The organism is Vibrio nitrifigilis (genome assembly GCF_015686695.1).
GTDB classification, from domain to species: domain Bacteria; phylum Pseudomonadota; class Gammaproteobacteria; order Enterobacterales; family Vibrionaceae; genus Vibrio; species Vibrio nitrifigilis.
On sequence record NZ_JADPMR010000004.1, the window covers coordinates 1,612,373 to 1,636,897 of the forward strand.

Annotated in this window: 20 protein-coding genes; 14 read left to right on the forward strand and 6 right to left on the reverse strand. The window is 40.8% G+C overall.

The features are described from left to right. Positions 1–4: 4 nt before the first annotated feature. Together I1A42_RS23490 and I1A42_RS23495 are read left to right on the forward strand one after the other, a co-directional pair. Positions 5–511 (forward strand): TRAP transporter small permease subunit, encoded by a 507-nt coding sequence (locus tag I1A42_RS23490; protein WP_230389737.1) that lies wholly within the window; start codon positions 5–7, stop codon positions 509–511. A 1-nt stretch (position 512) separates the two neighbouring features. Then, positions 513–1,811 carry a TRAP transporter large permease gene (locus I1A42_RS23495; protein WP_196125374.1) on the forward strand — a complete coding sequence of 433 codons (1,299 nt, stop codon included), beginning with the start codon at positions 513–515 and terminating at the stop codon, positions 1,809–1,811. Between the two features lie 58 nt (positions 1,812–1,869). On the opposite strand, the gene I1A42_RS23500 is transcribed toward I1A42_RS23495, so the two are convergent. Both I1A42_RS23500 and I1A42_RS23505 read right to left on the reverse strand, forming a co-directional pair. Next, positions 1,870–3,255, reverse strand: a complete 1,386-nt coding sequence (locus I1A42_RS23500) for an amino acid permease (RefSeq protein ID WP_196125376.1) — start codon at positions 3,253–3,255, stop codon at positions 1,870–1,872. 406 nt (positions 3,256–3,661) lie between these two features. Further along, a complete protein-coding gene (locus I1A42_RS23505) occupies positions 3,662–4,618 on the reverse strand; it encodes an AEC family transporter (protein WP_196125378.1) in 957 nt (318 codons plus the stop codon). A gap of 413 nt (positions 4,619–5,031) precedes the next feature. Here I1A42_RS23505 and I1A42_RS23510 point away from each other — a divergent pair, with 413 nt between their 5' ends. After that, entirely contained in the window at positions 5,032–6,423 is a 1,392-nt protein-coding gene (locus I1A42_RS23510; protein WP_196125380.1) for an SLC13 family permease, read from the forward strand. 71 nt (positions 6,424–6,494) lie between these two features. On the opposite strand, the gene I1A42_RS23515 is transcribed toward I1A42_RS23510, so the two are convergent. Then, positions 6,495–7,151 (reverse strand): DUF2057 family protein, encoded by a 657-nt coding sequence (locus I1A42_RS23515; RefSeq protein ID WP_161157052.1) that lies wholly within the window; start codon positions 7,149–7,151, stop codon positions 6,495–6,497. Between the two features lie 297 nt (positions 7,152–7,448). On the opposite strand from I1A42_RS23515, the gene I1A42_RS23520 reads away from it, so the two are divergent. The 6 genes from I1A42_RS23520 to I1A42_RS23545 all read left to right on the forward strand — a co-directional run bounded on the left by I1A42_RS23520 (position 7,449) and on the right by I1A42_RS23545 (position 14,047). Continuing rightward, complete coding sequence (locus tag I1A42_RS23520) at positions 7,449–7,820, forward strand: GntR family transcriptional regulator (protein WP_196125382.1); 372 nt, start codon at positions 7,449–7,451, stop codon at positions 7,818–7,820. Beyond that, on the forward strand, positions 7,817–8,689 hold the full coding sequence (locus I1A42_RS23525; RefSeq protein ID WP_196125384.1) for an ABC transporter ATP-binding protein: 873 nt from the start codon (positions 7,817–7,819) through the stop codon (positions 8,687–8,689). Before I1A42_RS23520 ends, I1A42_RS23525 begins: the two co-directional genes overlap by 4 nt. After that, positions 8,686–9,525, forward strand: coding sequence for a hypothetical protein (locus I1A42_RS23530; RefSeq protein WP_161157055.1), 840 nt, complete (start codon positions 8,686–8,688; stop codon positions 9,523–9,525). Before I1A42_RS23525 ends, I1A42_RS23530 begins: the two co-directional genes overlap by 4 nt. A gap of 714 nt (positions 9,526–10,239) precedes the next feature. Beyond that, positions 10,240–12,126 carry a methyl-accepting chemotaxis protein gene (locus I1A42_RS23535; RefSeq protein ID WP_196125386.1) on the forward strand — a complete coding sequence of 629 codons (1,887 nt, stop codon included), beginning with the start codon at positions 10,240–10,242 and terminating at the stop codon, positions 12,124–12,126. A 338-nt stretch (positions 12,127–12,464) separates the two neighbouring features. Beyond that, positions 12,465–13,202 carry an IclR family transcriptional regulator gene (locus I1A42_RS23540; protein WP_161157057.1) on the forward strand — a complete coding sequence of 246 codons (738 nt, stop codon included), beginning with the start codon at positions 12,465–12,467 and terminating at the stop codon, positions 13,200–13,202. An 8-nt stretch (positions 13,203–13,210) separates the two neighbouring features. Next, complete coding sequence (locus I1A42_RS23545; RefSeq protein ID WP_196125388.1) at positions 13,211–14,047, forward strand: arginase; 837 nt, start codon at positions 13,211–13,213, stop codon at positions 14,045–14,047. Positions 14,048–14,125: 78 nt separating this feature from the next. Here I1A42_RS23545 and I1A42_RS23550 read toward each other — a convergent pair whose 3' ends face one another. Next, positions 14,126–14,956 (reverse strand): HDOD domain-containing protein, encoded by an 831-nt coding sequence (locus I1A42_RS23550; RefSeq protein WP_196125390.1) that lies wholly within the window; start codon positions 14,954–14,956, stop codon positions 14,126–14,128. A gap of 415 nt (positions 14,957–15,371) precedes the next feature. Between I1A42_RS23550 and I1A42_RS23555 the strand changes: the two genes are divergently transcribed. Beyond that, positions 15,372–16,136, forward strand: coding sequence for a phosphatase PAP2 family protein (locus tag I1A42_RS23555; protein WP_196125392.1), 765 nt, complete (start codon positions 15,372–15,374; stop codon positions 16,134–16,136). Between the two features lie 60 nt (positions 16,137–16,196). On the opposite strand, the gene I1A42_RS23560 is transcribed toward I1A42_RS23555, so the two are convergent. Further along, a complete protein-coding gene (locus tag I1A42_RS23560) occupies positions 16,197–16,901 on the reverse strand; it encodes a DUF445 family protein (RefSeq protein ID WP_161157061.1) in 705 nt (234 codons plus the stop codon). Positions 16,902–17,183: 282 nt separating this feature from the next. On the opposite strand from I1A42_RS23560, the gene I1A42_RS23565 reads away from it, so the two are divergent. Continuing rightward, complete coding sequence (locus I1A42_RS23565) at positions 17,184–18,197, forward strand: capsular polysaccharide synthesis protein (RefSeq protein WP_196125394.1); 1,014 nt, start codon at positions 17,184–17,186, stop codon at positions 18,195–18,197. Positions 18,198–18,271: 74 nt separating this feature from the next. Here I1A42_RS23565 and I1A42_RS23570 read toward each other — a convergent pair whose 3' ends face one another. Beyond that, a complete protein-coding gene (locus tag I1A42_RS23570) occupies positions 18,272–19,057 on the reverse strand; it encodes a DUF5718 family protein (protein WP_196125396.1) in 786 nt (261 codons plus the stop codon). 1,089 nt (positions 19,058–20,146) lie between these two features. Between I1A42_RS23570 and I1A42_RS23575 the strand changes: the two genes are divergently transcribed. The 3 genes from I1A42_RS23575 (at position 20,147) to I1A42_RS23585 (ending at position 24,481) form a co-directional block, all read left to right on the forward strand. Then, positions 20,147–21,778: a sodium/sugar symporter gene (locus I1A42_RS23575; RefSeq protein ID WP_161157063.1), complete on the forward strand. Its 1,632-nt coding sequence runs from the start codon at positions 20,147–20,149 to the stop codon at positions 21,776–21,778. 120 nt (positions 21,779–21,898) lie between these two features. Further along, positions 21,899–23,755: a DUF294 nucleotidyltransferase-like domain-containing protein gene (locus tag I1A42_RS23580; protein ID WP_161157064.1), complete on the forward strand. Its 1,857-nt coding sequence runs from the start codon at positions 21,899–21,901 to the stop codon at positions 23,753–23,755. A 6-nt stretch (positions 23,756–23,761) separates the two neighbouring features. Further along, positions 23,762–24,481 (forward strand): exonuclease domain-containing protein, encoded by a 720-nt coding sequence (locus I1A42_RS23585; protein ID WP_196125398.1) that lies wholly within the window; start codon positions 23,762–23,764, stop codon positions 24,479–24,481. Positions 24,482–24,525: the final 44 nt, after the last annotated feature.

The window sequence follows — 24,525 nt, forward strand, 5'->3', positions numbered from 1 at the left end:
GGTTATGATGAAAATATTACTTCGTATTACACGGGGAATAAATAGATTAGCCATAGCGATCGCTAGCTTATTGGTTGTGTATATTCTTTGCCATATTCTTCTTGAAATTACACTACGTCTATTTGGTTCTTCAACTTATGTGTTAGATGAGTTCGTCGGGTATGCTGTGGCTACATTGACGTTTCTTGCACTCGGCTACAGTTTAGAACATGAGCAATTAATTAGAGTGAGTTTTGTTTTAGACCTGCTTCCTAAAACGCATCGTTGGATATTAGATTTTATAACGTCATTCCTAGCCACAGTATTCTTTTGTTGGATAGATACTATTTGGTGGTCAACCGTATCGCGTAACTTTACAAGAGGTACCACCAGTCAATCTCTAGCAGCAACCCCATTATGGGTACCACAAGGATTGGTTTTGGTTGGCATATCCATTCTTTGTCTCACTTTGATCTCTCGGGCTCTTTCTCTCGTTATTTATCATCACTCCGCCAACTCTGGAGCTCACTAACATGGATATTCTTTTTACCTCAATGGGAGTGATCGCTGTTTTGTTTGTGGTGCTAGCTTCCGGTATCTGGGTCTTTGCTGGGCTCGCTATTGTTGCATGCTGCTCGTTGGTTGTGTTTGCTGGAATGCCGATTGAGCGTGTCGGTTTAATTTTGAGTCGAATCTTATTTCGAGCGGGAAACTCATGGGAACTCGCTGCCATCCCATTGTTTATTTGGATGGGGGAGCTGATTTTTCGATCAGATATTTCCAACCGACTCTTCAAAGGGTTAGAGCCATGGACGCGAATAGTGCCTGGCGGAATCTTACACACCAATGTGGTTGGTTGCGCGCTATTTGCCGCAGTCAGTGGCTCAAGTTCTGCGACAACCGCGACTATTGGCAAAATCACAACCTCGGAGCTAAAACAGAGAGGGTATGATCGGCAGCTTTCGATTGGATCGTTAGCGGGGGCTGGCAGTTTAGGTTTATTGATTCCTCCCTCGATCGTAATGATTGTCTATGGGATACAAGCTGAAGTTTCAATTAATAAGTTATTTATGGCGGGTATCTTACCTGGTGTTCTAATCGCATTACTTTATTCGGGGTATCTGATGATTCACGCGACGATAAAACCTCATTGCGCCCCGAAAGAAACTCAATGTGATATCACTTTTGCTCGAAGTTTTCGCTACCTATTTCCCATCATTGGATTAATTACCATTGTATTAGGTGCAATCTATTCGGGCATTGCTACGCCATCGGAAGCTGCGGCTGTTGGTGTCTTCGCGACATTAATTTTATTGGCGATAGAAAGGCAATTAACCAAAGAAGTTCTCGTCAATTCCCTTATTTCCACACTGCAAAGTTCTACCATGGTATGCAGTATTATGGTGAGTGCGGCGATGCTTTCTACTGCGATGGGCTATTTGCACCTTCCTTCCGAATTGGCCCGTTGGATCGCGAAAGAGCATTTCTCTCCCGCCATGTTATTAATTGCTCTAGCCCTGTTTTATGTCGTTCTTGGATTATTTTTAGATGGAATCTCTATCACGGTTATGAGCTTACCCATCACATTACCTATCATAGTTCAAGCTGGGTTTGATCCACTGTGGTTCGGTGTTTTCTTAGTTATCATGGTGGAACTTGGACAAATTACGCCGCCGGTTGGCTTTAATCTCTTTGTATTACAAGGATTAACGGGAGAAAAGATAGGTGATGTTGCAAAGGCTTCTTTCCCCTTTTTTCTATTAATGTGCACCGCTGCATTAATTATCTGTCTCGCGCCACAAATAGCATTATGGTTGCCCAAGTTAGCCTAACAAACAAAAACGCCGTGAATATCAAAATCCACGGCGTTTGGCATTGGTGTTGTTTGGATTACAACTGCTCAGCTAATTCTGCTGGTTCGCTGTTGGTTGAGCGTTTACGTTTGGCGTAATAAGCGACGGCCATGGCCACAATCCATACCGGAAGTAAGTATACTGAAGTACGCATTCCTGGCGTCATATACATAATCACTAATACACCCGCTAAGAAGAACAGGCATAACCAGTTAGTGATTGGATAACCCCATGAAGGATATTGAGTCTTTTCGCGCGCTTTGATTTTAGCGAGTTTAAACTTCATATGGGTAATAGTAATAACGATCCAGTTCAGTACTAATGCAGAAACAACCAGAGCCATTAAGAAGCCAAAGGCTTGAGAAGGCATAAAGTAGTTGATCAATACACAACACCCCGTGGAAAGTGCAGACACAGTAAGGGCCGCCAAAGGGACGCCGCGGCGATTTACTTTAAGCATCGCTTTTGGTGCATTACCTTGTTTCGCTAAGCCATACATCATGCGGCTGTTACTGTAAACACAGCTGTTATATACCGAAAGTGCAGCAGTTAGAATAATGACGTTAAGTACGTTAGCAACCCAATCACTATTTAATGCATGGAAAATCATTACAAACGGGCTGCCACCTTCTGCGACTTTTTGCCATGGGTAAAGAGAAAGAAGAACGACTAACGAACCAATATAAAAAATTAGGATACGATAGATAACCTGATTGGTTGCACGAGGAATACTGCGTTCTGGATGCTCTGCTTCTGCTGCGGTAATACCGATCAGCTCTAAGCCGCCAAAAGAGAACATAATCGCAGCCATTGCCATGGTTAAGCCATCAATCCCATTTGGGAAGAAACCGCCATTTTGCCATAAGTTAGCAATAGTTGATGTACCGCCATCGCCGACAATAAGAATGTAAGCACCATAAGCAATCATGCCGACAATTGCAGCGACTTTGATAATAGAGAACCAAAATTCCAATTCACCAAACATTTTAACGTTAGTTAGGTTAATGGCATTGATTACCACAAAGAAGACGAGGGCAGAAACCCAAGTTGGGATATCTGGCCACCAATATTGGACATAGATACCTATCGCGGTAAGTTCAGCCATGCCCACTAAAATATAGAGAACCCAGTAGTTCCACCCAGATAAGAACCCTGCAAAATCATGCCAATATTTACCTGCAAAGTGGCTAAAAGTGCCTGCTACTGGCTCTTCTACCACCATTTCTCCTAGCTGGCGCATAATAAAAAAGGCGATAAGGCCCGCTATCGCGTAGCCTAATAAAACTGCAGGGCCAGCTGTTTTAATGGTTTGTGCAATACCTAAGAATAATCCGGTCCCGATGGCACCACCAAGGGCTATTAATTGGATATGGCGGTTTTTTAACCCCCGCTTTAGAGGGGCATGAGAGTCACTTCCTTGCATTTCTACGATCCTGTTAATCTAACACGGGCTCTCAATGTTGTTATTTTGAGCTTGAGAGCCGAATTGATGAATTTAATAGTAAGAAAATTCATCAGGTTACCTACTTAAAACTGCAATAGATGTGCCATGTCTGAAGTTGCGCATCAAATAGATAGTTTGACGATGCTTTTAAGAAAAAAAGCTGGAAAATGAATGAGTTCCAGATTTGAGTCTGTGTAGCAGCCGCTGTAGAATATACCGCGACAAAAATGACCATGCACTAAAATAAAACACTGCGTACTTTTTGTGGATCTATTTGGTGCAAATAAATACAGATATGCACATCAATAATGTACATATCTGTTTATGGATACACATTTTATTCATATAGATATCAATCTATGCAAATAAATATTTTTACTTAGTCCTAAAATAGATGGAATGTTGAGAGTAAAAATATGCCAATTGTACAACTTAGTAGTGAAAATACCGTTGTGACTGCGATGATGTTGGCTGCCAACGTGTAATTCGCTCCCATTGCTCTTGCCATCACATAACTTGCAGCAGCAGCAGGTGAAGCACTCATCAAGAAAATAATGCCTAACTGTTGGCCAGAAAAGCCGAATAAGATTGCAGCAGCAGTAATAAAGATCGGTGCCCAGATTAATTTATTCATGCTGGCAAACCATGTTGGTCCTTTATCAGCATTCATCGCTTTTAGATCCAGTGAGCCACCAGTACATAACAATGCTAGTGGTAAAGTCATGTTGGCAAAGTATTGGCCTGCGTGAGAGATAATTCCCGGGATCGGAATGGATAAGAAATAACAGATCATGCCCGCTACAATCGCAATAATTAACGGATTTTTGCGCATGGTATTCAGCATCGTTTTCAACGCAGCTAGTCCGTTTGTCTCTCCTTTCGGTGTTAGGGTAATAACGGCCTGAACATTATATAACATGGTCGTTGCTGCGACGTAGATAGCGGCCAGAGCTACCCCTTCGTTACCATAGGCATTCGCTACATAAGCCAGCCCAACAATGGCTGAGTTAGAACGGAACCCACCTTGGATAATGACCCCTTGATCTTCAGCACGTCTGAAAAAGCGTTTTGTTGTGATGGTAGAAAAAAGGAAAAAAACAATATTGGCTACCACACCGTAAAGGATAAAATCCACGCTTGAACCAAAATCGTGTTTGGCTTCAACAATACTCAAAAATAGTAAAGCGGGAAGGGTGACTTTAAAGACAACTTTCGACGCGACATCGATAAAGTTCTCGTTAATTAGCTCTATTCGTTTGAAAAATACGCCTAACGCTAGCATTAGGCAAATTGGCCCTGTGATAGAGACAGAAAAGGCCAGTTGGTCTATAAAGGAGGACATCTAGAATCCTTTCTAATGTATAAATTCGCAGTCAATTGACATTCATCAGTCGACTTTGATTGGTAAAAAGTTGAGAAATAAAGAAGCTGTGATTCTTTCATAGATTCTGCGAGCTGAGAACTCTTTCCAAAGAATCTTTTCACCTTATTAGCTGAGAAAATGAGGGTTAAGCATCTAGATGATTATGTAAGATGAATGTAACACAATAATGAACTATTGATGCGTTTATAAATAACCATTTGATAGTTAGCTCTTTTTATGGTTATTTAGATGTTAAATCTATGCTGTTAATTTGATAAAGATAACATAAATTTTATGCTTTTTATTCTATAAAGTCGGTGACGGAACGTCGATTTGGGTAAAGCCTATTACCCGATTGAAGGTGAAAACCTCCTCTAAAAGGAAGCATAATAATGAATAGAAACGACAGTGTCCCATTACCTACCAATACCCGAGAATGGTTAATCAGTCGCAATAGCTTAATTGTCATTGCCGATATTTTACTTTTTGCTCTGCTATACAATGTATTACCGTTTGAAAGAAACGTTGTACTTGGACTAAGTATTTTGGTGTTTATCGCCGTGTTATGGCTTACCGAAGCTTTACACGTCACTATCACCGCTATTTTGGTTCCAGTACTGGCCATTGCCTTTAATGTCTTTAACACCCAAACGGCGCTGAATAACTTTTCTAACTCCATCATCTTTTTATTTTTAGGCGGATTTGCTTTAGCCGCAGCGATGCATCAGCAAGGATTAGATCAAATCGTTGCTGATAAAGTATTAATGCTAGCTAAAGGTAAATTAAAAGCGGCGGTGCTCATGCTGTTTGGTGTTACCGCTTTTTTATCTATGTGGATCAGTAACACCGCGACAGCCGCGATGATGTTGCCTTTAGTCTTAGGGGTGTTATCTAAAGTTGATGGTAAACAAGGACATAAAACTTATGTGTTTGTGCTGTTAGGTATTGCGTACAGTGCCAGTATAGGCGGAATCGCCACTTTGGTTGGTAGCCCTCCTAACGCGATTGCGGCCGCTGAAGTAGGGATGTCTTTTATTGATTGGATGAAGTTCGGACTGCCAACGGCTGTACTCATGTTGCCGATGGCGATTGCAATTGCAATATTATATTGGCTGACCAAGCCCGATCTATCTGGGACATTTGAGTTAAATCATAAACCGATCGAATGGGACAAAGGTAAAGTTGTTACTCTGGCGATTTTTGCTCTGACCGTTTTTATGTGGATTTTCAGCAAACCTATTAATGGCATGTTAGGCGGCATTAAAAGTTTTGATACGGTTATTGCGCTTGGCGCGATTATTCTGGTCAGTTTCGCGCGTGTTGTTCACTGGAAAGAGATAGAAAAAACCGCGGATTGGGGAGTACTGATTTTATTCGGTGGTGGTATTTGTTTGAGCAACGTTTTAAAGCAGACTGGTACCAGTGTGTTTTTAGCAAATGAACTGAGTGGCATGATTTCACACATGGGGATTTTCTTTATTGTGTTAATCATCTCTGTGTTTGTTGTTTTTCTGACAGAGTTTGCCAGTAATACGGCGAGCGCAGCACTGCTGATACCCGTTTTTGCAACGGTTGCAGAAGCCTTTGGTGTATCACCTGCATTACTTTCAGTATTAATCGCAGTGGCGGCTTCTTGTGCCTTTATGTTGCCAGTAGCGACGCCACCCAATGCCATTGTCTTTGGTACAGGACACATTAAACAGCGTGAAATGATGCGGGTTGGTATGTATCTCAATATTGCTTGTGTCGTGCTATTAACCTGTATTGCTTTATTGGTTTGGTAATACGAACGATCGCATTAAAAAAGAGAGAGGTGATGTTGCCTCTCTCTTTTCATTTCAATGTATAACTAATATTAGTGCTTGCTTAGGTATTCTTTAAAGCGAGCTCGCGCTTGAGCATCAGCTTTGTCATACCAGAAATGCAGCATTTGCTCAGCAGTATTATCGCCAGGCGTTGCTTTTGGTGCTGGTGCTGGCGTTGTCGTATTGTAATTAATACGCGGTTGAGCAGGTTGAGAAACATACACCGCAGCAACACCACCATGAATGTTGTATTGGTTGATTTCATCACGGTAGTTACGACCGATCTGCATCCCTTCTTTAATCAATTTGTCTTGTTTTACACTGACCGCGTTCCCATCAGCATCCACCAAAGACCACTTCATCGTATCAATATGCTTTTTCGCTTCAGTCGCGTCACGGTATTTAGGCATATCGAATTTTAGTGTGGTGTCATCTGCTTTGAACTTAGCGATGATCGCATCACTTTCAGTACTTACACGTTCCTGCCCTTCAGAAAAAACCGCTTGATAACGGAACACTACTTGATGTTCTCCGTTAGGCACTTCGATGGTTTTAGTTGAAGAAAGAAAGTTACCTGATTCATGTGGTTTCGCACCATCCACGACCAGTACGTTAACGCTACTAGGAACTTCAAGAGTCACTTTCGCAGAGGCAGAGGCAGCAAAAGCTATAGCCAAAAGACATGGTAATGCCTTGAATGTATTCATTAGTTTTATCCTTTTTATCGCTTACGCGTATAAGCTCAAAAGGATGCCGACTATTGCTTTGATAAGCAAGTCTAGAACAGAAAACAGTGAATGAATTTCATCAAAATTTCATACATATTTTCTATCACCAAAACTAAATTATTTTTATCTCAACAGGGATGCCAAATATTGGAATGTATATCTTGATTTGGTTTTTTCAGACCTTTTGATCTTTTGTGATTATTTTTTGTTTGCCAAAATCCTCATTGAAGTATAGTGTTATACATGTGTATAACACTATACTAGGTGTATTTCTTAATGGAATGGCATGATAGAGAACCCATTTTTCGTCAGTTAGCTGAAACGATTCGTCAACAAATTGTGGACGATGTTTGGCAAGAAGGGGCGGCATTACCTTCGGTAAGAAAAGTGGCAACAGATTTAAAAATTAACCATCTAACGGTAATGAAAAGTTATCAGCTCTTGGTGGATGAGTGTTTAGTAGAAAAGCGTCGTGGACAGGGAATGTTTGTACTTAGTGGTTCAAAGTCACGGCTGCTGAAATTGAAAAAAGAAGCTTTCATCCGCGAAGAACTTCCACAGATCGCCCATACATTAGAGCAAATTGATATGGGGTTACCTGAATTTATAGAACAGCTAAAACAAGCGCTAGAGGCACGTCAGTTATGAAGCCATTGATCCAAGTTCAAGGCCTAGGAAAGCAGTACCATAAGGTCTCTGCTAAACAGGCTTTAAAAGACGTTTCATTTACTTTAGAACCCGGTCAAATATTAGGGTTACTTGGGCATAATGGAGCGGGAAAATCGACACTTATTCAATCTTTGCTCGGTTCTTTGCGCTACGAAGGACTAGTTAGAGTCATGGACCTTGAGCCTATACGCGATCATGCAGCAGTGATGCGACACTTAGCTTATGTATCTGATGTAAATAGTTTGCCTGACTGGATGACGGTGGCACAGATCATTAAATATATGCGTGGAGTGAACCCTGATTTCAATGCTAATTTCGCGTATAAGCGTTTAGCAAAGACCGACATTAACAGCAAAACTCGCATCGGTGCGCTTTCAAAAGGGATGAAAGTGCAACTTCATCTCGCATTGGTCATGGCAACCAACTGCCAAATTCTCATTCTTGATGAACCAACATTAGGTTTAGACCTGATGTATCGAGATACATTTTATCGTCATCTTCTCGAATGGTTTGAAGCTGGAGACGGTAAGCGTTCTATTATTATCTCAAGCCATGAAGTTGATGAAATAGAACATTTATTAACGGATGTCCTGATTTTAAAACAAGGGAGATCAGTGATGTCTAGTTCGCTTGAAAGCGTGACAGAAGATTACTTTATTCTTGATGCTGCCCATCAATATTCAGACCAAATCCAAATGATGAATCCATTAGCGAGTGAACCTGGTTTAGGTACGTATCGTTGGTTACTGAAATCTGAGTATCAACAGCAGGTACAATCATTAGGAAACATTTACAGTGTAAAACTGGCTGATGTCTTCCTTGCTTTACAGAAGGAGGCAGAAAAATGAGAACAATGATGGCTCTATTGTATCGAGAGTGGATTGAAAATCGGTCAGTCGCAAGAACGCCATTGTGGATTGGTATCGCCAGTATCGCGCTATTTCTTTGGGTGGGGGCATCAGGCAATATCCAATGGTCAATGCAATACAATGGCTCGAATGATTATCTATCATTTCTCAATATCTCTGGCCCAAGTGTGATAGTTGCATTGATGGTGGGGGGATTATCTCTGCTTATGACCACCGTGTATTTCCCCAAAACACTGCGTAAGGAGCGATTGGAAGGAAGTTTCATGTTCTGGCGTAGTATGCCGGTATCTAGCCATCAAACGCATATCGCCAAATTGATTTTTGGGTTAGTGGTTATTCCCTTGACTTGCTCAGGTTTAGTGGTGGTTTTTGATCTCGCTGTGTGGATTATCGGTAGCATGATGACGGGAAATGTTAATCCAGTTGGTCTGGTTCAAGTCGGGTCTTTTTGGATTGAGTTTCTTGGCCAAATGTTACTTATCGCTTTGTTTTTGATTCCCACAGCGTACTTAACGTTGTTAGTGTCTCAACTGGTTAGTTCGCCTTTGCTGGTACTATTGATTATTGCCTACGCAATTAAATGGTTGTCTCCGACATTATTGCAATCAGAGGTATTGAGCCATTACGTCAATGGTATTTTCAATATTCCGTTTAAAATTCTGAGTGGGGAAAATGTTTGGCATGTGATTACTCAATTTGGAGTTGGTTATTGGGTACTGTATATAGCAATGGGGTTGGTTTGTGCTTTGGGTAGCATCAGTTATTACGCGACGAATGAACTCTCTTGGCCTAACTGGCTGCCACGTAAATCATGATCTCATTTAGAATAGGGTATTAGCTAACAGTATCCCGCCTAAAAGGAGAGGTTCTCTCTCCTTTTTGATTCATATCCACATTTGTTTACAGTGTTTTGTTGCTTATGTCTCATTAATTTTTTGTATGGCTCAATAAAATTGACAGTGCATAGGTCTTTTTAATCGGCCTTGTATCTGTTCATTGATGAGAAACCGCACCGTAATTGCTGTAACGCTATAACCCAACTCTGTTGTCTATAAAGTTAACCGGGTCTTATCCTTGTCCAGATGAATTCATCCTTAGATAAGATTTTTTGCTATTTGAAGTGATATAGACGAGTCCAAGCCCTGTTCAATAACGAAAGGAATGGTGACTCCCTTTCAACGTGATTGCACGGTGTAGTGGTCCATGCTGCCATACGTATCTTACTAAGGGAAATATACCCAAGTAACCTCAAGATGCTGTTTCAGCGAGAATGGTTTCGCTCTTAGGCAAGGCACTGATTTGAAGACATAGTCATTCTACGTTGAAAATCAGTAACACCGCCTAGGAGCGAATACAACTCGCCCTTTGGGAGCTCATCAACAAACCTATTTCTGCGCTCAATCACGTTGAAAGGGAATAACCATTCCTGCCGTGATTGAGCTTGACCTAGGCTCGTTGATGAAGCTCTGAATCCTGCATCTTGAGGTCATTTGGGTATAATAATAACGATATTCCAGAATAGGATTCTCATGTTTACTACAATCTCATTGCGAACCAAGCTAGCCTTGGCAGCGGGACTTGCAATCATTCTTGGGGGAGTGATTGTTGAAGTGTTATCATTTCGCGCGTCGTTAGTGCATTTAGATCAACAAGTCGAAAAAAACCTCCAAAGTACAGCGGCTTCTTATAACCAATATGTAACGGATTGGCTCAAATCAAAAGAGCGTTCTCTTACTTCAATTTCTTCAGATGTAGATTCAGATCAAGTCAAAAATCAACTCATTCAAGCTAAAAAATCGGCTGATTTTGATAACGTTTTTCTCGCTTACCCAGATGGTTCGCAACAAAATGCGAATGATGCAACATTGGCACCAGATAATAATGATCCACGTATTTGGGGATGGTATCGCAACGCGAAAGCGAATCCTGGTGAAGTGTATATGGACAATCCAACCGTAGCCTCTGCAACGGGGGCAAATGTTGTATCCTTAGGCCGAGCCATCACTTTACATGGGCAGATGGTCGTACTAGGCGCGGATATGCAAATTACTGACATCTTAAACACGATGAAACAAGTCATATTGCCCGGTGATGGCTATATGTTTATTGCTAATGCGCAAGGTAATGTGTTTGCTCACTCTGATACATCATTATTGAATCAGAGCGTGAGTAAACTAGGGCTAAGCTATGATGACATCAAACATAGTGCAACATCACAACGCGATATTCGCACAACGGTAAATGGTGAGGATGTGGTGTTGTACGCTCGACCCATTAAAGGCACTCGTCTTCATAGTGTCATTGTTGTCGACCGAGACTCTTTAGTCGATCCATTATTCGCTGGTTTATGGAAACAAATTTTCGCGACCCTTATTGTCGTGGTTCTTTGTGCGGTGCTGTTTAATCTATTATGTAATGCGTTATTGAAACCGCTTAAAAATGTGTCTAAAGCCCTTGCCCAAATTGCAGAGGGTAATGGTGACCTCACTTTACGCATTAAAGTGGAACACCAAGATGAAATTGGTGAATTAGCCAATAACTTCAATCACTTTGTGGGTAGCCTACAACAGCTAATTAGCAATATTCGTCACCAAGCGGAACAGTTATCTGAACAAGCAGAGCAAGGTTCGAAACGTGCTCACGATACGGCCTCTGAATTGGCGATGCAACAGCAAGAGATTACGTTAGTTGCTACTGCTGTTACTGAAATGGCTTCGGCCACTCAGGAAATTGCCGCACATGCAGAGCAGACTGCTCGAGCGTCACAAGATTCGACAGAAAGTACCCATCAAGGTTATGAACTGGTTGCTAATTCTCGTCAATCAATTACTGAGTTAGCAAGTGAAGTACAACGTGCGAGTGGAGTTATTGCTGAATTAGATAAGCACTCACAAGAGATTTCTAATGTTTTAAATTCTATTCAAGAAATTGCGGAACAAACCAATTTATTGGCGCTTAATGCCGCGATAGAAGCCGCTCGGGCGGGTGAGCAGGGCAGAGGCTTTGCCGTGGTAGCTGATGAGGTACGAATTCTTTCTCAACGTACTCATAGCTCCACTGATGTGATTAATAAAACTATTACGACATTACAAACGAGCACTGCACAAGCAGTAGCAATTATGCAAAACAGTGAAACGTTAGCGCTTGGCTCTGTTGATGATGCTGACAAGGCTGCGGGTTCTCTAGAAGAGATTAAACAAGCCGTGGCTATCATCAGTGATATGGCGACACAAATCGCAACAGCGGCAGAAGAGCAGACTCATGTCACCAGTGAAATTACTCAAAACATTACTTCTATAAAAGATGTAACGGATTTGTTGGTAGAGGGGGCTCAAGGCAGTTTAGCTGAAGCAAATACGCTGAATCAGCAGTCTGAATCAATCAAAGAAAAAGTCGCTATGTTCAAACTTGGATAGTTGATATCACTTGTTAAGTTATTTTCTACTATCACTCAAGTGATCATTTTCGAGGCTTTTATTATCCAATGATAAAAGCCTCGATAGTTTATACCGCACTTCCTCAACCACTTCTCGGATTTATACAGCAATAAGCTGAATACTACATTCATCACCTGTTAGTGATCTTATTCGATAAAAAGGCTTTTTTACCAATAAAATGCCGTATATATGGAAAATTTGTAAAATTTTATTCTTATTCTCACTATTTGATAATGCAATCCTTTAATTGGGATTAAATTCTCGATATATAAGAATATAGATTTGAGATGAAAAACGATAAAGGCTAAAAAGAAAACATGAAAGGAACCAATAAAGCAGCGGCTAGTCCCGTTAATGAAAAAGCATTGCAGTTGTTGATGCAAGTGGCTGTGAATGACGAGCCCGTACCTGCAAAAGTTCTCAGCGAACAATTGCAAGTTCCGTTAAGTAGTCTTTATCGACATTTAAAGTTATTGAAAGAGTGGAACTTAATTGAAGAAAGTTCCCATGACAAAACGTTGATCATTGGGCCTGCTGCACTATTGCTGATGCGCAGTTATGGCACGAGTCAGCACAGTCTTGAAGATGTCGATGCTGTATTAACTCGTTTGCAAAAACAAACGGGAGAAATGGCGGCTTATATGGTTCCAGTTGGTTATCGCGCTTTATGTGTGAGCCAAAAAGAAAGTATGCAGGCGCTTCGTTGTAGCTACGTCCAGGGTCAAAGTCAACCATTGCTTCGTGGCGCCTCTTCTAAAGTAATGCTGGCATTTTTACCCTCACAAAGGTGTGAAAAAATTCTTCGTTATTTCGGTGAAGATAGCCGATTAGATAAATGGCAAGCCGAGTTCGAAGTTATTCGTCAGCATGGATACGCTGTGAGCACGTCTGAAATTGATCCCGGGGTCTCGGGCATCAGTGCTCCAGTAATGAAAGGGAGTAAATTGATCGGTGCAATATCAGTGATGGCTCCAGCACATCGTGTTGAAGCACACAAGCAGCGTATCATTTTACATGTATTACAGGCCGCGCGAGCGTTGCCACCAGAAAGGTAATATTCATCATGTTAGGTTTGTTCAAACGCTATCGCTTGAATCGACATCATCCAGTTCATGTTTCTCCGTTCACGTTCCTAACTGCTTGTGAACGTGTAAAACCGATGTCATTGCTAGAGTTTGAATCTGCACAACAGAGCTTAGAATCAGTGTCTGATTGGCTGTATCAACAAACGTCACCAACACAATATTGTGATGGTGGACATTTGATTCTTCGCGACGAAGCTGATTACCGTTACCAAGATTTACTTTTAAGACACATGACAATGCAATCAGTGCCTGTTTCTCTGGTTAATTGTCATGAATTGATCCTTGATGCTTTGCCAATATTGACGGCTAACGAAGAGTCGGTTGGATTTGTACATATTGGTAATAGCTTTGAAATGAAACAAACATTAGATCCACAGTTAGGATCCGCATACCATTTCGTATTGTCACGATATTCAAACACCCAATTGTTTTGTATCGGGATCGATCCAGAACACGAGCCGAGCCAACGTTTTGAATACGCAGAAGATATGGGATGCAATTGGTTAACTGCAGAAGAGAGTGGCTTTGGATATCGTAGCCAACTTAAAAGCCAATTAAGTGATTACATTGATCGCTCTGAACATGTAGTACTAACTGTGGATCTAGCCTCTTTAGTACCAAGTAATGGTGTTAACGGCCCTAAAACGCTCGATTTGCAAACCGTAATAAGTGTATTCGTGCAAGCCGTAGCATCGGGTAAACTCAAATTGATTCAATTGGTGGGTGGGAGTGATAAATTAATTTATTCACGCCAAACTAAAGCGCTTATCGATGAACTGTGTCTCTTATCGACTGAAGTGATGCATGTTGCGTAGTTTGTATTGTTGTCGGGGCGATATGAATGAAAACAATCCCTCGCTTGGCGAGGGATTTCTCTATTTGAAGGGTAAGAATTAGGCAGCGATCATTTGCTGAGCTAATTCCTTGCCACTCCCTCTGATTCGAGACACTTTTTCTTCAAAGGAAGCCGGTATATTAAGTACTTTGGCATCTTGGTGTTCAGCAATATAAATAACCTTTTGTTTTTCTCCCAACAACTCATCCCAATTTTGGTGGATATCACGAGAAAAATGCAAAGTGAACGCCAGTTTAGACGAAATCTTTGCTTTGTCAGGGCAGTCAAAATGTTCGATTGCATCGACCATATTTTCTGGGAATTTCCAGCTTTTAGCTAGCATTGCCCCAAGTCTTGGTGATGATACGCCGAGTAATTCTTCTTCCACTGCCAGAGCTGATTCTCCGGCTTTCACTCGCTCGCTAATGAGTTTTGCTTGTTCGGGTATCAGTGAGTGAATAATCAGTTCACCGATATCATGCAAAACACCTGTAGTAAAAGCTTCACTGGTATCTAAACCAATCTGTTCTGCGATTTTTTTGGTAATGAGGGCTGTTTCAAATGTATTGGTCCAGTAAGTATCAAGATCAAGTGTCTCTAGATCTGAGAACGTATTTGAGAGTACTGAAGCAACGACTAAGGTTCTTACTGACTCCATACCAACTCGAATCAGTGCATCATTAATTGTTGAAACATCTCGCTGTCCACCGAAGTAAGCTGAGTTAGCCATTCGTAGTAAACGTGCGCTTAGTAACTGATCCAACTCCATTTTTTGTGCCAATAATTTAAAGTCGATCTCTTCTTTATTGACTAAGTCGAGTAAGTCTTGCAAAACTTTCGATAATCTTGGAATTTCGTTTAACCGATTGAGTATCGTGGCTTGAATCATTATTTTTCTCTCCAATCATAGGCAACCAGGCAAACCTTATTGCTATATGGTTGTATATCTATTAGGCCTATATTCAAGATTCCACTCACTGCTGGTGAAGTATCACTTACTGCATGTACGTCGGTGTATGGATCTCGCCCCCAAGGTCATCTATTTTTCGTGCGCATGATTCAGGGTCTATTTAATATAGAACAAGATATGAGTAACTGACAAAAATCGAAATAGAACACTACTTTAGGGTAAATATCGAGGGTATTAAAATAGTAGGGGTACTTAAGATTTTGAATTTAAATGATATATTTTTGATTTCTGGATCATTATTAATCAATATGACAATTATTTGACCTATGCTTGATACAAAACTGTTGGCAGGCGTTTTAAAATTTATCCCATAATTTTATGGGGAGATTAACTCATGTCATTACATTGGCGCGGTACAAGAAATAAATACGGTTTTGTCATGCTTGGTGCGTTTGCTGCTTTGTTACTACCGACTTGTTTTATCACCACGCCTATTAATCTCCTTTCTGATCCAAACTCTGCTTTGGCTGGCTTTTGGTATTATTTGTCTGCGACCGGCACGGGAATCGGGGGGATCATGACACTTGCTGTTCTCTTCATGTTGAGTTTTTGGAAGTCGCAATATTCTCGTAAGCAAAAGCTCAATTTTGTGTTGCAGTTTGTTGTATTACTGCTGTTGGCATTTATGTTGAAAAGTGGGATCAAATCAGTCACTGAAAGCCCTCGCCCTTATACTCAAGCAATGACTGAAGCGTTAGTTATTCCTGAGCCTCAACATTTTTATAAGCTCGATGAAGCGCAAAAAATACGTGCAATGAAAAAGATGGAAAATAGAGTGTCACCTTGGCGTATAAAAAGCTGGCAAAGTGAAATGAACTATTCATTTCCATCAGGACACACAGTATTCGCCGCCATTTGTTTAGTCTTTTTTGGTGCACTATTAATGGATCAAAAACGTTATGCGACGTGTAACTTACTATTAATATGGGCGTTAGGTGTCGCCTATTCACGTATGTGGTTAGGCATGCATCGTCCGGAAGATTTATACGGAGCTGTGGCTTTAGCTACCTTATTATATTGGCGAGTACCAAAGCGCTATCCTGTGGTAAATCATCCAAGGGTTATGCCATGGTTGCAAAAGTTTCATTTGATGGGATAGAAAAGGGCCATGGCTAATGGCCCTTGTAGGTGTTTTCCGCTGGTTAAGGAAATATCTGTGTTACATCACTAGTGCAGAAATCACACCAATTATGCCGCCGAAGACACCACCCCAAACCACGAGCCATCCTAGATGTTCGCGAATCATTTTTTGTACCATCTCTTTGACCATTTTAGGTGTCAGTTCGTTCAGACGCTGCTCAATGATGGCTTCTACATCATCTTTAATACCGTCTTTCATTGAACCTGATTGTAACTGCTCTTTTAACGCCTGCTTAACGGGTTCACTCTGACTGATATCAACCATAGCGTCTTGCATTTTTTCAACAAAAGGTTGTTTAAGCGGTTGCAGAGCGTCTGTGCCACCGAACATTGAAAGCATGCCACCAAATGAAGAGTTACTGATTACGTTAACCAAAGAATCGAAGGTTGGATTAAAGTCTACTTTAGCGATGACAGGTTCTAGGTTAATGCCTTTGTCGCCAGACATTTCTTTATTTAAAAAGCGATCAATATTCTCAGCAGTAAAAAACTGCTCCATCATTAGTGTCTTGATTGCACCTTTAAAAGCTTCAAAACGAGCCGGAATAACACCTGAGCCGTATAATCCAGGTACCTTCTCAAATAGCATGTGGATAGCTAACCAGTTAGTGATCGCCCCTGAGAAAGCGAATAAGCCTGCATACATAACAATGGTGTTTTGAGTGTAGTAGCCAGCGCCAAGCAAAATCAGAGAGATAATATTAGTAACGAAACTCTTATTCATATTGTTCTAGGTTCTGTTCGTGATGGAAAGAAATGCTAGAGATTTTAAGAGAAAAATGAACGAGGGGAAAGAGTTGAATTTGTTAGTAATATTTTATACCCACAATGACCTCTTGATATAGGATTCAGTGTTTCATTAACAAGTAAAATCTTACTATTACTCTGTTAATCTCACTAAGCTTACGAAAGCACTTTATTGGGACTTATCGTGGAGAACTTTTATGATAACCTGTTGACTATTAAGGTAATGGAACAAACTATTCGCATGTGATTAGAGAGTGTTATGTCTAAGTTGAGCAACTCCATAGAAAAAAAACTGCGTCGATGGGCGTTTAACTCCCCGTGGTTAAATAAAAGCTGTGTGTGGTTAGATAAACGAAAGTCTCTGAATATTCCTCTTTTATGTAAAATTTATCCTAACAACATTGACTTGAAAAATAAGCTTGTTACCGCTCAATCCACTTTAAACAGCCTGTTTTCAGACATCCGTGTACGTGATGATAATGATATTCCTAAAAAAATTTGGATCTATTGGGCGCAGGGATACGATAGTGCACCTGATATTGTCAAGGTCGCCTACCACTATTGGCAAACAATGAATCCCGACTATGACGTATGCTTTTTAGATGAAAAAAAGATCCAAAGCTATTTTGATTTTCAGTCCTTATTTTATAACTTTAGCCTTGATGCTGGCGCTGCTCACAAATCAGATTTCATTCGGGTGTATTTATTAAGCCGCTATGGTGGCGTTTGGGTGGATAGTACAACGTTTTGCTGGAAGCCTTTGGATAGTTGGTTGCAGTATGAAACCAAAGGCTGCGGTTTATTTTTATTCAAACAAACACAGGATAGACCGGATAGACAAATTAAAAATTGGTTCATGGCATCAGCAAAAGGAAATCCAGTGATGGTTTCTTTATTACATGCTTTGGCTGCATATAATTTTAAACCTCGACAACAAACCTTATCGATTACTCGTTTTAAAGAGTATCAAGATTGTCCGGGCATTAGCCATGAAGGTACGGGATTAGAACTTCTTAATGCGTTAGAAGAACAAGGTAGATTCCCATATTTTTATTTTCACTATTTATTTAATGAAGTGGTCAAAAGTGGCGATGCGTTAGCATGTTGGAGTATCGCCAAGCATACACGTAATGAACATACTAATGCTGGCAGTGAAATCGGCGATGCTCTAGTTAGTAAGCAAAATTACAAGACTAAATATCGTCAATCGGATGAATATCGAGAACGGGTAGCGTTATTAGAAAAAATAACCGCCTCACAAAGAGACGGTTAATATAGGAAACGATCGATAAGAAACGACACAGGACGACGACGGTCAAATCAAATCGATCGTTATTGGATGTTCAGTTAGTCAACGAGTGCTGGCTCAACCATTTGTTGTTTTAGGTACAACACATTGGTTAGTCCAACAAGCTTGTTTTCTTTAAATAAGTTATCAATTTGCTCATCACTAAAGTTATCGGTTTTGTAACCGATGATGTGCATAGAATCACCAGGCTGAAGGAAGTTTTCTGTGCCCCAAGTGGTATAGTTTGGCGCGCCTGTATAAAGAATCAGTTCTTCAGGATAACCTTGAGCAGCTAGTGTTGGTAGAATCTCATCAAACATACCGTGTTCTTGTTGACCATTGATTGCTTCAACCATCCAAGTATCTAATGCTTGACCAAAGAGTTTCATTTCTTCAATTCGTAGTGGTTGAGTCGTCAGGTGTGCTTCACCGTCACGTTCAATATAAGAAACTAAGCTTAGGTTATTTAGATTATCAATTTGGTTGATTGACCACCAAGTTGGGTGAATCCCTTTTGATGCTTGACCCCATGATTTACGTGAACTGATTTTTGTTGCACCTTCTAAGCTACGGATAGTCACGTCATTACCGACCGTAAGTTGAAGTGGGATCAGTTTTGATACTTTGTTGTCTGTATATTCGATGGTGTAACGAATAACAAACTCAGGTTCAATATCTACTTTGCTGCCGCGCTCCGGATAATGAGTAGCATCACCATTCGTTAGCGAGCTAGCGTTTTGATCGATAATGAAAATACCACTAGGGATCTCAGATTCATGTACATTTTCTGCACTTGAAAGGTGGCCAAAGTAATTACCGATAACTCCGATTGTAATAGAACTCACAATATCTCCTGGATCTTAGATCTGTCTAATTATTTGCAGGATTCTCACTACACCAGCTCGATAGTTTGAATCATTATCATGTATTGAGTGGCATAGGGCTGCTTTGATTTTATAACCAAGCTACCTTATATGTTTTAACTCTCTTGGACGCGGAGCTATGCAAACATTGGCAATGAAAGCAACTTGAGTATAACGGCACTAAACTAACATAAGTGGAATTAAGTTTTGTCTAAGATGGGGCGGTTTAAGTGTTGGGGAAATCACATAATATAGTGGGGGAAATGAGTTTTATGGTTTTTATGTCTTTAATTCATCATTTAGCCATCTAGATAGATAAAAAGCAGTAAAAAGGGCGAAATGTTAATTTTTAAAACATTTCACTAATCTTTAGATAAGAAATTCGCTAAAAGTAACATTTTAATCGCATTTATGTAGCAAATTTATCTATAAACCTTTATGTTATATGAAATTTTGTACTGTCATTGATGGTGAAGGATTCATCATAGCTCAATCAAATGGACAAAATGTTTTATAGATCGAGTTTTTTCAAATAATGAGAAATTGTTAACTTATCAGGGCGATAATATCACTTTGATATGAAATGGCATTCATTTTTGACAGTAGAAAGTCGATTTTGTGATGTCCCATAGTAAAAATAGCCTTAACGTACAATTTTCCCTTCTTTCTGCTTTAAGACGGCCGCTAAACTCGGCTGTTCTCTTCAGGTTTTCTCACCAAAAACGCTTCGTGTAAGCGTTTACATATAAATTGTGTAAATCCTCTGTTTGTTAATAGAAATAGCAATGTTAGTAAGTGATCTTTATCACTAAAATAGATAGTCATTACCAATTGTTTATGTTTTTAATTTAAAATTTATACATTAAATTCAACATATTATATTGATTTAAACGGCGTTGATAAGGCTTTTAATTGTTGTGATTAATCTTACATTTTACGTTATTGGAAACGTTTACAATCCTCGCCATTACTTATAACTATTAAACAAATGTAATCTCGTTATCGCAAAGACCTATTTGGCAAAGGTAGCCTGTCTTTTAGATGCTTGATTACGAAAACAGGACCACAATAATGTCGAACATAGAACATGGTTTGGGATTCATTGACATTTTGGTATTCGCCATTTATGTCGCGATTATCATCGGGGTTGGCCTTTGGGTTTCTCGTGATAAGAAAGGATCTCAAAAAAGCACAGAAGATTACTTCCTTGCTGGTAAATCCCTACCCTGGTGGGCGGTTGGTGCATCTTTAATTGCTGCTAATATCTCAGCTGAACAGTTTATTGGTATGTCTGGCTCTGGCTATTCTATTGGTTTAGCGATTGCCTCTTATGAGTGGATGTCAGCGTTAACGCTAGTTATCGTTGGTAAATACTTTTTGCCCGTCTTTATTCAAAAGGGTATCTACACTATCCCTGAGTTTGTGGAAAAGCGTTTCAACAAACAGTTAAAAACCATTTTGGCCGTATTTTGGATAGCACTTTACGTTTTTGTAAACCTCACCTCTGTACTTTATCTTGGCGGTCTGGCTCTTGAAACTATTTTGGGTATTCCACTGATGTATTCCATCATTGGTCTTGCTCTATTTGCTTTGGTTTATTCGATTTATGGTGGTTTGTCCGCTGTCGTTTGGACCGATGTAATCCAAGTCTTCTTCTTAGTTCTTGGTGGCTTGCTAACGACTTACATGGCGGTCGGTTTCCTCGGTGGTGATGCGGGTTGGTTTGCTGGCTTTAACAAAATGATGGATGTTGCACCTGAGCATTTCCAAATGATACTTGATCAGAGTAATCCTCAGTTTATGAACTTACCTGGTATTGCGGTATTGATTGGCGGTTTATGGGTAGCGAACTTGTATTACTGGGGATTCAACCAATACATTATTCAACGTACATTGGCTGCAAAATCAGTTCCTGAAGCACAAAAAGGGATTATGTTTGCTGCTTACTTGAAATTGATCGTTCCTTTCCTTGTTGTATTACCAGGGATTGCCGCGTTTGTGATTACATCTGATCCGTCTTTAATGGCGTCGTTAGGTGATGCTGCTCAGCAAAATATTCCTAGTCTTGCTCATGCGGATAAAGCGTACCCATGGTTAACTCAGTTCTTACCTGTGGGGGTTAAAGGTGTGGTATTCGCGGCTCTTGCGGCAGCGATTGTGTCTTCTTTGGCTTCTATGCTGAACTCGACAGCGACCATCTTTACCATGGATATCTACAAAGAATATATCTCACCGAAAGCCGGCGATCATAAATTGGTTAATGTTGGTCGTTTAGCTGCCATTGTTGCGCTTGTTATTGCGTGTCTGGTTGCGCCACTGCTAGGTAATATTGGTCAAGCATTCCAATATATTCAAGAGTATACAGGTATTGTGAGTCCTGGCATTTTGGCCGTGTTCATGCTTGGTTTGTTCTGGAAGAAAACAACGTCTAAAGGGGCAATCGTTGGTGTTGTGGCATCAATCCCAGTTGCGTTGTTCTTAAAACTTATGCCGCTGCATATGCCATTTATGGACCAAATGCTGTACACATTAATTATTACTATCGTTGTCATTGCTCTAACCAGCTTGAGTACGTCTGACATGGATGATGATCCAAAAGCGATTACGATGACTGCCTCTATGTTCCATACCGAACGCAGTTTTAATTTAGCTTCTTACGCAATCATGATTATCCTAGCAGTGTTGTACACCCTGTTCTGGTAATATTCGTGCTATTAAGTAGCGCTATATGACATTAAAAACCTCAATAGTGATATTGAGGTTTTTTTATATAGTTGAATGATGGTTCGCCGATAGCATCGCGAGTTTCGAAAGGAGAAATGCATGGAATCTACCTTGCTACCCAATATCACCAGTTTTCTAAAGGGGTTAGCGCCTTTTCAGCAATTGCCTTTTGAAGTGCTGGAAACCATCTCAACCCAAATCGAAATTGTTTTCTTGGGTAAAGGAGAGCCATTAAACACCCCATCTAAACCCCATCAACATCTTTATATTGTTCGAACCGGAGCCGTGGAGCAGCGCTTCCCTGATGGTTCATTACGCTCTAGGCTGGGGGAGAATGACCTTTTTGGTTTTAGCCTCAACAATGATGCCGACATCCCGGCTTATCAGACGACAGCACTGCAAAATACCTTATTGTATCAACTAGATTATTCTGATCTGTTACAAGCCATCTCTGATTTTCCTGCGGTAGCGGAGCAATTAGCTTTGAATGCTAATTCTCGTTTGCAGTCAAGTTTAAACGTAAAGTGGAATCAAACTGATAAAGGGCTGTTTTTTGAGCCGATTAAAGATGTCGCGAGTCGTAATATTGCGGTCGCAACACCAGAAATGACGATTCAGCAGGTCGCTTATTTGATGCGTCATGAGAAAAATTGTACGTGTGCGGTTATCGTGGAAGATCATCGTTTGGTTGGCATGGTGACAGATAAAGATATGACTAAACGGGTCGTCGCTCTAGCCGTTGATGTTCATCAACCTATAACCACGATAATGACCCAAACGCCATTTACCGTCATGCAAGATGAGCTGGTGCTTACTGCCGTGTCTATTATGATGAAACACAACATCCAGAACTTACCCGTACTGGATGATGATCATCAGGTCGTTGGGCTGATTACACCGCAGCAAATGGTCTTGCAGCATAGTGTGCAAGCTGTTTTCTTGATCGAAAAAATCAGCCGAGCTGAGTCGGTGGATGAACTGGCATCGTTGAAAGCCGAGCGGCAAGCAGTATTTGAAGCGATGGCTGAAGCCAATTTGCCTGCGAAGTTGATTGGGCGAGTGCTCAGCATGATTTATGACGCGTTTACACGTCGTTTAATTGAGTTCTCAGAATTAGCATTGGGGCCTGCCCCCTGCGCTTATGCGTGGATTGCCGCCGGTTCTCATGCGCGAGAAGAAATCCATCTCGGTTCGGATCAAGATAATGCGCTCGTGTTAGATAGCCATGCGACTGAAAGCGATCGTGTTTATTTTAGTCACCTTGCCATGACGGTGTGTAAAGGGTTAGACCAATGCGGTTACACGATTTGTAGTGGGCGATTCATGGCCGCTACCCCAAAATGGTGTCAGACCCTACACGTGTGGCAAGAGTATTATCGAAAATGGGCCAGTAACCCAGAATACGACATGTTACTTAATTTGACTGTATTTTTAGATATCCGTTTCTTACATGGTGATGAGACGTTATTTGAACAATTAGAGCAGTGGCGGATTCAACAAGTAACGGGCAATACTGTGCTCATGTCGGCTTTGGTACGAAATACGTTACGGATACGTCCACCGCTAGGGATTTTCCATAATTTAGTGTTGGAAAAAGACGGTAACAATGAAAACAGTTTGAATATTAAAAAGGCGGCGATCAGTTGTTTGGTGGACTTAGCGCGTATTTATGTTCTTCATGAAGGTGGTAAGTCTCTTAATACGGAGGAGCGTTTTCAGGAAGCGTATCAGTGTGATGTGATCAACGAAAGTTCCTATCAAGATTTACTGGGTACTTATCACTTTGTTAACCAACTGCGTTATCGGCATCATTTGGAATGTTTACAGCATAGCGAGGAAGTGAGTAATTACTTACAGCCTGACCACTTTAGTAGTTTTGATCGTCAACATCTCAAAGACGCTTTCCGAATTATTTCTGGATTTCAAGATGCGCTAAAAATGCGGTTTGGCGGGTAAGTAACGATGCGGTTTGGACTAAATCTCGATAGTTATCATCATTTGGCTAAGCAGAAAAAGGAATTTGTTAAGCGATACAGCGATCAAAAAGAGGACCCATTATTAAAGCCGTACTTTGAGCAGGTATTGCCGAGTCGGAAACAGGATGTTCGTGAGCTAAAACTGCTAGTTTTGGACTTTGAAACCACAGGATTTGATCCGATGAATGATTCTGTGTTGAGTATGGGGTGGGTCGAAGTGTCTCATCGTTGTATTCAACTGACTTCGGCCAGGCACCTGTTTGTGCGTAACCATACTCCGGTGAAGGTTGAATCGGTTAAAGTGCATCATATTGTTCCAGAAAAGCTCAATTCAGAAGGTATCGGTATCGATGAGGCTTTTGGTCAACTCCTAGAGGCGATGGCGGGGAAGGTAGTGGTGGCACACGGTTGTGTCATAGAAAGACGTTTTCTTGCGCATTATATTCAGTCTCGTTTTGGACTTCCTGAACTGCCAGTTATTTGGTTAGATACCTTAAAAATTGAGCAAAAGCGGCAAGATTTTCACAAAGGCGATCCCGATGTGAGATTGGCTGTGGTGAGGCGTCGTTATGGGCTACCCGCTTATTTAGCGCATCATGCATTAGTCGATGCATTATCTACAGCAGAAGTGTACCTCGCGCAGATACACGCATTATTCAATCAAGATAAAGCCCCGCTTGAAGTGATGATGAAATTGTCACAATAATAAAAAAGCGCATTCATTAACATGAATGCGCTTTTGATCTGTTT

Excerpts from the sequence above, each read along its gene's own strand:
- I1A42_RS23505 (WP_196125378.1), bottom strand. The coding sequence starts at position 4,618 with ATGTCCTCCTTTATAGACCAACTGGCCTTTTCTGTCTCTATCACAGGG.
- I1A42_RS23555 (WP_196125392.1), top strand. The coding sequence starts at position 15,372 with ATGTCATTACATTGGCGCGGTACAAGAAATAAATACGGTTTTGTCATG.
- I1A42_RS23550 (WP_196125390.1), bottom strand. The coding sequence starts at position 14,956 with ATGATTCAAGCCACGATACTCAATCGGTTAAACGAAATTCCAAGATTA.
- I1A42_RS23525 (WP_196125384.1), top strand. The coding sequence starts at position 7,817 with ATGAAGCCATTGATCCAAGTTCAAGGCCTAGGAAAGCAGTACCATAAG.
- I1A42_RS23580 (WP_161157064.1), top strand. The coding sequence starts at position 21,899 with ATGGAATCTACCTTGCTACCCAATATCACCAGTTTTCTAAAGGGGTTA.
- I1A42_RS23560 (WP_161157061.1), bottom strand. The coding sequence starts at position 16,901 with ATGAATAAGAGTTTCGTTACTAATATTATCTCTCTGATTTTGCTTGGC.
- I1A42_RS23540 (WP_161157057.1), top strand. The coding sequence starts at position 12,465 with ATGAAAGGAACCAATAAAGCAGCGGCTAGTCCCGTTAATGAAAAAGCA.
- I1A42_RS23515 (WP_161157052.1), bottom strand. The coding sequence starts at position 7,151 with ATGAATACATTCAAGGCATTACCATGTCTTTTGGCTATAGCTTTTGCT.
- I1A42_RS23495 (WP_196125374.1), top strand. The coding sequence starts at position 513 with ATGGATATTCTTTTTACCTCAATGGGAGTGATCGCTGTTTTGTTTGTG.
- I1A42_RS23500 (WP_196125376.1), bottom strand. The coding sequence starts at position 3,255 with ATGCAAGGAAGTGACTCTCATGCCCCTCTAAAGCGGGGGTTAAAAAAC.
- I1A42_RS23510 (WP_196125380.1), top strand. The coding sequence starts at position 5,032 with ATGAATAGAAACGACAGTGTCCCATTACCTACCAATACCCGAGAATGG.
- I1A42_RS23545 (WP_196125388.1), top strand. The coding sequence starts at position 13,211 with ATGTTAGGTTTGTTCAAACGCTATCGCTTGAATCGACATCATCCAGTT.
- I1A42_RS23535 (WP_196125386.1), top strand. The coding sequence starts at position 10,240 with ATGTTTACTACAATCTCATTGCGAACCAAGCTAGCCTTGGCAGCGGGA.
- I1A42_RS23575 (WP_161157063.1), top strand. The coding sequence starts at position 20,147 with ATGTCGAACATAGAACATGGTTTGGGATTCATTGACATTTTGGTATTC.
- I1A42_RS23565 (WP_196125394.1), top strand. The coding sequence starts at position 17,184 with ATGTCTAAGTTGAGCAACTCCATAGAAAAAAAACTGCGTCGATGGGCG.
- I1A42_RS23520 (WP_196125382.1), top strand. The coding sequence starts at position 7,449 with ATGGAATGGCATGATAGAGAACCCATTTTTCGTCAGTTAGCTGAAACG.
- I1A42_RS23490 (WP_230389737.1), top strand. The coding sequence starts at position 5 with ATGATGAAAATATTACTTCGTATTACACGGGGAATAAATAGATTAGCC.
- I1A42_RS23530 (WP_161157055.1), top strand. The coding sequence starts at position 8,686 with ATGAGAACAATGATGGCTCTATTGTATCGAGAGTGGATTGAAAATCGG.
- I1A42_RS23585 (WP_196125398.1), top strand. The coding sequence starts at position 23,762 with ATGCGGTTTGGACTAAATCTCGATAGTTATCATCATTTGGCTAAGCAG.